This is a genomic window from Streptomyces sp. NPDC047085 (assembly GCF_040643735.1).
In the GTDB taxonomy this organism is placed as follows: domain Bacteria; phylum Actinomycetota; class Actinomycetes; order Streptomycetales; family Streptomycetaceae; genus Streptomyces.
Window position 1 is genome coordinate 22884 of the sequence record NZ_JBEYUW010000011.1, and the last position, 8818, is coordinate 31701.

Consider the following 8818-nt stretch of genomic DNA (forward strand, 5'->3'; position numbering starts at 1 on the left):
GTGCGCGGGCCCTTCTTCTTTGGTCTTCGCTGTCCGTAACGGGGCACCTTCTTTGCTTCGGCTTTTGCCGCGACACTTCGGAGCGGTACGGTCGTCGGTCGGAAGCACTTAAGGAAGCGAAGGGCGTCGATGGCCATTGCCAAGGCCGAGCGGCTGATGAACCTCGCGCTGTGTCTGCTCGGCACACGGCGGCCGCTCAGCAAGCGCGAGCTGCGCGGGTCGATCGAGGCCTATCTCGAAGCGGGCAGTGACGACTCCTTCAACCGGATGTTCGAGCGGGACAAGGACGATCTGCGCGAGCTGGGCCTGGTGATCGCGACCGTCGAGAACCTCGACGGCGAGGTCGGCTATCTGGCCCGCCGTGACAGCAACCGGCTGCCCCCGATCACCCTGGACGCCGAGGAGGCCGCCGCCCTGGGGCTGGCCGCGAAGGTGTGGCAGCAGGCCCGCCTGGCCGGCGCGGCCAGCGGCGCCCTGCAGAAGCTGCGCGCCGCGGGTCTGCCGGAAGACGTCGACCCGTACGAGGCGCACGGTGCGCTGGAGCCGCGCATCCCGGTGCACGAGGCGGCGTTCGAGCCGCTGATGCTGGCCCTGCGCGACCGGCGTCCGGTCGTCTTCGACTACCGCAAGGCCTCCGCCGCTCACCCCGAGCCGCGGCATGTGGAGCCGTGGGCGCTGGAGTGCTGGCGCGGGCACTGGTATCTGGCCGGCTGGGACCGTGACCGGGGCGCCGAGCGTGTCTTCAGGCTGTCCCGGATCACCGGCAGGGTTCGTGCGCGCGGTACGGGGTTCACCGCTGCCGTGCCCGATGTCGTCACCGTGCGCGAGACCGTCGCCGGCTGGGCCGGGGAGATAGCCGACCGGTCGGCGCTGATCCGGCTGCGTTCCGGTGCCGGTTACCCCCTTCGGGCGAAGGCCACCGAGGTCCGGGAACTCGGGAACGGCTGGGACGAGTTGGAGATTCCGTACGGGCACGGCCTGGACGCCTGGCTGGTGGAGTTCGGCCCGGACGTGGTCGTGGTGGAGCCGGCCGAGCTGCGCGCGGACGTGGTGGACCGGCTGCGTGCCGTGGCCAAGGGCTGAGGGGGAGCGGAGCTAAACCATGGCAGGAAAACCGGTCAGGTCCGTCAACGCCATCGACCAGACCCGGCGGATGCTCTCGCTGGTGACCTATCTGCGGGAGCGGCCCGGCGCCCGGATCGCTGACGTCGCGCGCGCCTTCGGGATCACCGAGGACGAGCTGGTCGCCGACCTGGACCTGCTGCCGATGTGCGGCACCAGTTTCCGCGGCGGCGATCTGCTGGACATCGACACCGACGGCGAGCGCATCTGGTGGCACAACCCGGCCGCGCTCGGCGAGGAGGCGGCCGAGCCGCTGCGGCTGGCCGCCGACGAGGCGACCGCCCTGCTGGTGGCCGCCCGCGCGGTGGCGACCCTGCCGGGCCTGCGGGAGAGCGACCGGCAGGCGCTGCTGCGGGCCACGGCCAAGGTGGAGGCGGCGGCCGGTGAGGCGGCCGGGGCCAGCTCCCGGCTGTCGGTGACGTTCGAGTCCGAGGGCGGGGTCTTCGCGGACGTCGACCGGGCGATCTCCGAGCGGCGCCGGTTGTGGATCCGCTACTACTCGCCTGCCCGTGACGAGGTCACCGAGCGGGAGATCGACCCGATCCGCCTGGTCAGCGTCGGGCACACGTATGTGGAGGCCTGGTGCCGGCGCTCCGAGGCGCGGCGCACCTTCCGGCTGGACCGGGTCGCCGAGATCCGGATCCTGGACGAGCCGTCCGCGCCGCCCGAGATAGAGCTGCGTGACCTGTCCGAGGCCCTGGTGCAGCCGGCCGCGGAGGACCCGGAGGTGGTGATCGAGGTCGCCCCGGGCGGCCGCTGGGTCGCCGAGTACTACCCGCACGACAGCGCCGATGAGCTTCCCGACGGCGGGCTGCGTATCACCTTGCGCACCCCCGACCCGGCGTCGCTGCGCAGGCTGGCGCTGCGGCTGGGCCGTGACGGCCGGATCGTCTCGCCGCCGGAGCTGGCCGACAGCGCCCGGCAGGCGGCCCGCGAGGCGCTGGCGGCCTACGACGGCCCGCCGGCGGAGGCGCACGGGGTGCAGGACGGGCCGTACGAGAGGCAGGGGTGAGCCGCAGGGGCGCGCCGGTGCCGAGGGGGCAGGGGGGTCCCGGCGTGCGAGCGGGTTCGGGCGTGGGTGAGCGCGGCGGCCCGAAGGGGTGAGCACGGCCGGCCTCCCGACACCGGCTGTGGCGCCCCGAAGGCGATCGACCAGAAGAAGAGGAGCGTGACCTTTGAGCGAGTCTCCGGTGTCCGGTGCGAGGGACGCGAGTCAGATGTCGGTGGCGGCCGCCTTCGCCGGGATGAGGAGAGTCGTCCCGGTGGTGTTCAAGGCGGGCTGCCCGGACTGCCGGGGCCGTTTCGAACTCGCCGCGAGCGCCCTGCGCCTGGCCATCGGCGCGAGCAGCCGCACGACGTTCTACTCCTTCACCTGCCCCGACTGCGGAGCCTCGGTGCGCAAGCCCGCCGGCGAGCGGATCGTCGAGCTGCTGACCGGCGGCGGGGTGCGCACCCTGCGGCTGCACTCGACGGTGTAGGACGGTCTAGGCTCGGCGTCATGTTCTGGCCGATGTTCGCGGTAGCTGTGGGTTTTCTGGGTCTCGCCGTCCTGGGGGTGCTGGCCGTCCGGGTGTTCCTTCAGGCGCGGCGCCTGGGGCTGCAGGTCGCGGACTCCGCGCGCCGGATCAACAGGGCGGCAGAGGAGCTGGAGCGGGCGGCGGTGAGCGCGGCCCGCGCCGTGGACACGCTGTGACCCGTGCGGTGGTGCCGAGGAGTGCCATGATGCAAGCGGTTTGCGTCACTTCGCCCTGTCATGCTGCCCACCGGGCCAGGTACGCTGCTGATCGCGGTGCGAAGAGCGAGGCGCGTACCGCTGACCGGGAGTACGCCAGGGGATTGCCCGTCGTTTACCCCTGAGCGTTACGATCGCTGCCAGCACGACCACTCGGACACTTGTCCGACAGGTCGGACAGCACCCCACCCAGCCGCCTCGGTGAGAAGGTAAACACTCATGATCGGAAGGCTCGGACCTACCGAGATCATTCTCATCCTCGTCGTCGTCTTCCTGCTCTTCGGCGCGAAGAAGCTTCCGGACATGGCCCGCTCCCTGGGTAAGTCCGCGCGCATCCTCAAGAGCGAGGCCAAGGCGATGAAGGAGGAGAACAACACCTCCGCCCCGGCCGGCCCGCCCAACACCAGCGAGCAGCCTCCCGCCCAGCGCACCATCCAGGCCGCCCCCGGTGACGTGAGCAGCTCGCGCCCGGTCAACGAGCCGACGGACACCACCCAGCGCTGACCCGCGGCCGGATTCCCGGTCTGCCGCACGAGATGAGGACGTGGGTTGCTCAAGTCTGCCCGCAAGAAAGAGAAGGACCCCGAGGGGCGGATGCCCCTGGTGGAGCACCTTCGTGAGCTGCGCAACCGGCTCGCGAAGGGCATGCTGGCGATCACGGTCGTCTCCGTGGTGGTCGCCTTCTACAGCCAGGACCTGATGTCCTTCCTCATGCATCCGGTCCCGCGCTGCACCAAGGGGCTCGGTGAGTCCACCGGCGGCCACTGCGCCGTCATCGCGTACACCGACCTGCTGTCGCCCTTCACCACCACGGTGAAGGTCTGCTTCATGGCGGGCGTGATCATCTCCAGCCCGATCTGGCTCTACCAGCTGTGGGCGTTCGTCGCGCCCGGCCTGCACCGGCACGAGCGCAAGTACACGTACTGGTTCGTGTCCGCGGCCGTGCCGCTCTTCCTGGCCGGCGCGTGGCTGGCCTACACGATCCTGCCGATCAGCATGCGGGTGCTGCTCGGGATCACGCCCGAGGGCTCGGCCAACATCCTGCCGATGGACAAGATCCTGGACTTCATCGTCCGGATGATCCTCATCTTCGGCGGTGCCTTCGAGCTGCCGCTGCTGCTGGTCATGCTGAACGTCGTCGGCATCGTCTCCGGGCGCCGCATGATCGGCTGGTGGCGCGGTGTCGTCATGGGCGTCTTCGTCTTCGGTGCCGTGGCGACCCCCACCACCGACCCCTTCGGCATGATCGCGCTCGCGGGCCCCATCGTGGTGCTGTACTTCATCGCCGTCGGCATCGCCCTGCTCAACGACCGCCGCCGCGGGCGTGCCAACCCCGACGCGGAGCTGGACGACGACGAGGCCTCCTCCCTCGACCTGACGCCCCAGTCCATCGGCGACGTGGAGCCCGTCCCGGCCGCTCCGGCCCTGCCCGAGCAGGTCGGCGGAGGCGTCGACGGGACGCCGTCGGCCCGGTACAACGGCTACGACGACATCACCTGAGCGGCCGGTCACGGCCCACGGGCAACGGCATGGGCAAGGGGCCGGACGGGATCTCCCGTCCGGCCCCTCTCGCATGCGCGCCCGGTCGCACAGCGGGCGGAACGGATAATGATCGTCCTGTTGTCAGCGCGGCCCGGTACGCTCGAAAGACGATGACAGAGGACCTCTCACCGGCCGAGCGGTACGCGGCAGCCCGCCTGCGGGCAGCCGAGCAGGCCACCGCGCTCGCGTCCTTCCGCGAGATGTACGACTTCGGGCTCGACGACTTCCAGGTCGAGGCCTGTCAGGCACTCGAGGACGGAAAGGGCGTGCTGGTCGCCGCGCCCACCGGCTCCGGCAAGACGATCGTGGGCGAGTTCGCCGTCCACCTCGCCCTCAGGCAGGGCAAGAAGTGCTTCTACACGACCCCCATCAAGGCGCTGTCGAACCAGAAGTACTCCGACCTGTGCCGCCGCTACGGGGACGGCATGGTCGGCCTGCTCACCGGCGACAACAGCATCAACTCCGACGCCCCCGTGATCGTGATGACCACCGAGGTCCTGCGGAACATGCTCTACGCCGGCTCCCAGACCCTCCTCGGCCTCGGCTACGTGGTCATGGACGAGGTGCACTACCTCTCCGACCGCTTCCGCGGCGCCGTCTGGGAGGAAGTGATCATCCACCTGCCCGAGTCGGTGACCCTGGTGTCACTGTCGGCGACCGTGTCCAACGCCGAGGAGTTCGGTGACTGGCTGGACACCGTCCGCGGCGACACCGAGGTGATCGTCTCCGAGCACCGGCCCGTGCCCCTGTTCCAGCACGTGCTCGCCGGACGCCGGACCTACGACCTGTTCGAGGAGGGCGAGGGCCACAAGAAGGCCGTCAACCCCGACCTCGTCCGCCTCGCCCGCATGGAGGCCAGCCGGCCCTCCTACCAGGACCGCCGGCGCGGCCGGGCCATGCGCGAGGCCGACCGCGAGCGGGAGCGCAGACAGCGCTCGCGCGTGTGGACACCGGGACGGCCCGAGGTCATCGAGCGGCTCGACTCCGAGGGCCTGCTGCCCGCGATCACCTTCATCTTCAGCCGCGCCGGCTGCGAGGCCGCCGTCCAGCAGTGCCTGTACGCGGGCCTCAGGCTCAACGACGAGGACGAGCGGGAACAGGTCCGCGCCCTCGTCGAGGAACGCACCGCCACCATTCCCTCCGAGGACCTGCACGTCCTCGGCTACTACGAGTGGCTGGAGGGCCTCGAGCGCGGCATCGCCGCCCACCACGCCGGCATGCTGCCGACCTTCAAGGAGGTCGTCGAGGAGCTGTTCGTCCGGGGCCTGGTCAAGGCCGTGTTCGCCACCGAGACCCTCGCGCTCGGCATCAACATGCCCGCCCGCTCCGTGGTCCTGGAAAAGCTCGTCAAGTGGAACGGCGAGCAGCACGCCGACATCACCCCCGGCGAGTACACGCAGCTCACCGGGCGCGCCGGGCGGCGCGGCATCGACGTCGAGGGACACGCGGTCGTGCTGTGGCAGCGGGGCATGAGCCCCGAGCACCTGGCCGGTCTCGCGGGCACCCGCACCTATCCGCTGCGCTCCAGCTTCAAACCGTCGTACAACATGGCGGTCAACCTGGTCGAGCAGTTCGGCCGGCACCGCTCCCGCGAGCTGCTGGAGACCTCCTTCGCGCAGTTCCAGGCCGACAAGTCCGTCGTCGGCATCTCCCGGCAGGTGCAGCGTAACGAGGAGGGCCTGGAGGGCTACAAGGCCTCCATGACCTGCCACCTCGGCGACTTCGAGGAGTACGCGCGGCTGCGGCGGGAGCTGAAGGACCGCGAGACCGAACTGGCCCGGCAGGGCGCCGCCCAGCGGCACGCGGAGGCCGCCGTCGCCCTGGAGAAGCTCAAGCCGGGCGACGTCATCCACGTGCCGACGGGCAAGTACGCGGGCCTGGCCCTGGTGCTGGATCCGGGCCTGCCCGCGGGCCGCTCCAACGGCCACCGGGGCTTCGAGCATCACGACGGCCCGCGCCCGCTCGTGCTGACCGCCGAGCGGCAGGTCAAGCGGCTGGCGTCCATGGACTTCCCGGTGCCGGTCGAGGCGCTGGACCGGATGCGGATCCCGAAGTCCTTCAACCCGCGCTCCCCGCAGTCCCGCCGGGACCTCGCCTCCGCGCTGCGCACCAAGGCCGGACACATCCCGCCGGAGCGGGCCCGCAAGAAGCGCTCGCAGGCCGCCGACGACCGCGAGATCGCCCGGCTGCGCACCGCGATCCGCGCGCATCCCTGCCATGGGTGCAACGACCGTGAGGACCACGCCCGCTGGGCCGAGCGGTACCACCGGCTGATGCGCGACACCTCGCAGCTGGAGCGGCGCATCGAGGGCCGCACGAACACCATCGCGCGGACCTTCGACCGGATCGTGGCCCTGCTCACCGAGCTGGACTACCTGCGCGGCGACGAGGTCACCGAGCACGGCAAGCGGCTCGCCCGGCTCTACGGCGAACTCGACCTGCTCGCCAGCGAATGCCTGCGCGCAGGCGTCTGGGAGGGCCTCGCCCCGGCCGAACTCGCTGCGTGCGTCTCCGCGTTGGTGTACGAGGCCCGCATCGGCGACGACGCGATGGCGCCCAAGCTGCCCTCGGGCAAGGCGAAGGCGGCCCTCAGCGAGATGGTGCGGATCTGGGGCCGGCTGGACGCCCTGGAGGAGGACTTCCGGATCAACCAGACCGAGGGCGTCGGCCAGCGGGAACCGGATCTCGGGTTCGCCTGGGCCGCCTACATGTGGGCCTCCGGGAAGGGGCTCGACGAGGTGCTGCGCGAGGCGGAGATGCCGGCCGGTGACTTCGTGCGGTGGTGCAAGCAGGTCATCGACGTGCTCGGGCAGATCTCGGCGGCGTCTCCCGCGGAGGGCTCGACCGTCGCGAAGGCGGCGCGCAAGGCCGTCGATCAGTTGCTGCGCGGCGTGGTCGCCTACTCGTCGGTGGGGTAGGGGGCGAAGGGCGGGCGCGGTTGCGCGATCCGGGCCAGGCGTTCGTCCGTGAACGCCGGTCCGATCAGCATGACGCCGAAGGGCAGGCCGTTCACCTCGCCCGCCGGCACCGCGACCGCCGCCAGGTCGAAGAGGTTCGTGGAGTTGGTGAACCGGCCCAGGCGGGCGTTGGCGCCCAGAGGGTCGGCGGCGACCTCGGCCAGGGTGGGGTGGCCCGGCGTGGTGGGAAGGAGCAGGGCGTCCGCGTCGGCCAGCTCGGCGAGCGCGCGGGCGCGCAGGCCGGCCAGGCGGTCCTGGTCGGCGAAGAGCCGGTGGGCGGGAATGTCGCGGGCGCGGCTGATGATCCCGGCGACCGTGGGATCCAGACCCTCGCCGCCCTCGCCGAGCACCTTGTCGACAAAGCTGCCCACGGCCGTGTACCGCTCGGCCACGAACGCGCCCTCGTAGAGCATCGAGGCGGCCTCGGTGAACGGGCTCAAGTCGATCTCCCGCACCCGCGCGCCCGCACCGGCCAGCCGCGCCACCGCAGCCTCGTACGCCCCCGCCCAGCCCTCGTCCAGCTCGCCGAGCTGGTCGAGCGGTGCCACCGCGATGCGCCAGGGGCCGGGGGCCCGCTGCGGCAGGGGCGGCGGCGTGCGGGCGGGCGGTGACGCCATGACGGCCAGTGCCTGCTCGGCCTCCGGGAGGGTACGTGCGAACACCGTCACGCAGTCGATCGAGGCGCAGGCCGGGACCACGCCCACCGTCGGGACCAGGCCCCGGGTGGGCTTGAGGCCGACGATGCCGTTGAAGGCGGCCGGGACCCGGCCCGAGCCCGCCGTGTCCGTACCCAGGGCGAAGTCGACGACACCGAGCGCCACCGCGACCGCCGAGCCCGAGCTGGAGCCGCCGGCGACCCGTTCCGGATCGTGGACGCTGTGCACGGCGCCGTAGGGGGAGCGGGTGCCGACCAGGCCGGTGGCGAACTGGTCGAGGTTGGTCGTGCCGAGGACGAGCGCACCGGCCGCACGCAGTCGGGCGACCACCGGCGCGTCCGACGCGGGATCGTAGGCGTACGCGGGACAGCCCGCCGTCGTGGGCAGTCCGCGTACGTCGATGTTGCCCTTGACGGCGAACAGCCGGCCGGCGAGCGGGAGGCGCTCCCCGGCGGCCACCCGCGTGTCGAGCGCCCGCGCCTCCGCCTCGACCTCCTCGCGCCGGCGCAGGTCGATCCAGATCTCGGGGCGGCCGACGGCCTCGATCCGGGCGTACGCGGCGCGGACCCGGGACAGCGTGCTGGACATGCGTGCTCCTCGGCTTTCAGTGTGCGCGCTCTTCGACCCCCGGCCCGCGAAGGGCCCTCAGAGCGCGTCGGGCTTTCAGGGCGCCTCGGGCCCGACAGAGCGCGTCCGGCCTTCACCGCGCATCGGGCCTTACAGAGTGCGTCGGGTCCTCAGAGCGGGGTCGGGCTCTCAGGGTGGGTCGGGCTTTCAGGGTGGGTCGGGCTCTACAGGGCGCGTCAGGA

General features: G+C 71.7%; 7 protein-coding genes and 1 pseudogene. 7 read left to right on the forward strand and 1 reads right to left on the reverse strand.

Features of this window, described 5'->3' with window-relative positions; translation table 11 throughout:
* Positions 1-129 precede the first annotated feature (129 nt).
* The 7 genes from ABZ865_RS30630 to ABZ865_RS30660 all read left to right on the forward strand — a co-directional run bounded on the left by ABZ865_RS30630 (position 130) and on the right by ABZ865_RS30660 (position 7314).
* Complete coding sequence (locus ABZ865_RS30630; RefSeq protein ID WP_361237370.1) at positions 130-1083, forward strand: WYL domain-containing protein; 954 nt, start codon at positions 130-132, stop codon at positions 1081-1083.
* 19 nt (positions 1084-1102) lie between these two features.
* The gene (locus ABZ865_RS30635; RefSeq protein ID WP_361237373.1) at positions 1103-2134 is read left to right on the forward strand and encodes a WYL domain-containing protein; all 1032 of its coding nucleotides are present in this window, start codon (positions 1103-1105) and stop codon (positions 2132-2134) included.
* Positions 2135-2339: 205 nt separating this feature from the next.
* Positions 2340-2600, forward strand: a complete 261-nt coding sequence (locus ABZ865_RS30640) for a hypothetical protein (RefSeq protein WP_100825283.1) — start codon at positions 2340-2342, stop codon at positions 2598-2600.
* Between the two features lie 20 nt (positions 2601-2620).
* Positions 2621-2815 (forward strand): hypothetical protein, encoded by a 195-nt coding sequence (locus ABZ865_RS30645; RefSeq protein WP_361237375.1) that lies wholly within the window; start codon positions 2621-2623, stop codon positions 2813-2815.
* 258 nt (positions 2816-3073) lie between these two features.
* Positions 3074-3358, forward strand: a complete 285-nt coding sequence (gene tatA / locus ABZ865_RS30650; RefSeq protein WP_361237378.1) for a Sec-independent protein translocase subunit TatA — start codon at positions 3074-3076, stop codon at positions 3356-3358.
* Between the two features lie 90 nt (positions 3359-3448).
* A complete protein-coding gene (gene tatC, locus ABZ865_RS30655; protein ID WP_361238062.1) occupies positions 3449-4354 on the forward strand; it encodes a twin-arginine translocase subunit TatC in 906 nt (301 codons plus the stop codon).
* Positions 4355-4506: 152 nt separating this feature from the next.
* Positions 4507-7314, forward strand: a complete 2808-nt coding sequence (locus tag ABZ865_RS30660; RefSeq protein ID WP_361237381.1) for a DEAD/DEAH box helicase — start codon at positions 4507-4509, stop codon at positions 7312-7314.
* 23 nt (positions 7315-7337) lie between these two features.
* Here ABZ865_RS30660 and atzF read toward each other — a convergent pair.
* A pseudogene (gene atzF, locus ABZ865_RS30665) lies at positions 7338-8597 on the reverse strand (allophanate hydrolase); the annotation flags it as partial.
* Positions 8598-8818 lie beyond the last annotated feature (221 nt).

Bases quoted from the DNA above. Each gene is read 5' to 3' on its own strand.
- ABZ865_RS30645 (WP_361237375.1), top strand. From the start codon at position 2,621: ATGTTCTGGCCGATGTTCGCGGTAGCTGTGGGTTTTCTGGGTCTCGCC.
- tatA (WP_361237378.1), top strand. From the start codon at position 3,074: ATGATCGGAAGGCTCGGACCTACCGAGATCATTCTCATCCTCGTCGTC.
- tatC (WP_361238062.1), top strand. From the start codon at position 3,449: ATGCCCCTGGTGGAGCACCTTCGTGAGCTGCGCAACCGGCTCGCGAAG.
- ABZ865_RS30640 (WP_100825283.1), top strand. From the start codon at position 2,340: ATGTCGGTGGCGGCCGCCTTCGCCGGGATGAGGAGAGTCGTCCCGGTG.
- ABZ865_RS30635 (WP_361237373.1), top strand. From the start codon at position 1,103: ATGGCAGGAAAACCGGTCAGGTCCGTCAACGCCATCGACCAGACCCGG.
- ABZ865_RS30660 (WP_361237381.1), top strand. From the start codon at position 4,507: ATGACAGAGGACCTCTCACCGGCCGAGCGGTACGCGGCAGCCCGCCTG.
- ABZ865_RS30630 (WP_361237370.1), top strand. From the start codon at position 130: ATGGCCATTGCCAAGGCCGAGCGGCTGATGAACCTCGCGCTGTGTCTG.